The following is a 559-nucleotide window of genomic DNA, read 5'->3' on the forward strand; positions in this document are numbered from 1 at the left end:
TTTGGGTGTGGGTTTGTTGGTTGGGGGTGTGGTGGGTTTGGTGGTTGTCGGTGTTGGTGGTGGTGTGGTTGGGGTTGGTGTTTTTTCGCTGGGCGGCATGGCCTATTCTGTTTCTGTCCGCGCGGCCGGCGATGAATTCGATAGAAGCATCGTCCATTGCCTGCGTCGTTATCGCGGTGTCTTGATTGGTGAAGCTGCGGTAGGAGAGTTGGAGGGATGGGTTGGCTTTGTGTTGGGTTTTGGGGTTGGGGCGGTTATGTGTGTTGGGGGTTGTGGTTTGGTTGGGGGTGTGTTTGGGTTTTTGGTGGTTGTGTTGGGTGGGATTTGTGGGGTGTTGGGTTGGGTGGTGGGTTGGGTTGTCTGTGTTGTTTGTTTGGTTTTGGGGTGGGTTTTATTTGGGCTGGTCGGTGGCGTTGTTGGTTGGGGTGTTGTGTTGATCGGCGGTGGTGTGTTTTTGTGTGGTGTTGGTGTTGTTTTGGTTGGTGTGGTTGGTTTGTTTGTTGGTATTGTTGGTTGGCTTTTGGGTTGTGTTGTTTGTGGTGTTGGTGGGGCTTTGGGT

General features: G+C 53.0%; 1 protein-coding gene. It reads left to right on the forward strand.

Translation table 11 applies throughout. The features are described from left to right. Positions 1–7: 7 nt before the first annotated feature. The coding region (locus ACTHUM_RS18175; protein ID WP_440403707.1) for a rod shape-determining protein at positions 8–559 on the forward strand (552 nt) is incomplete at its 3' end.

The sequence above is a fragment of the Neisseria sp. P0021.S006 genome, from assembly GCF_051956895.1.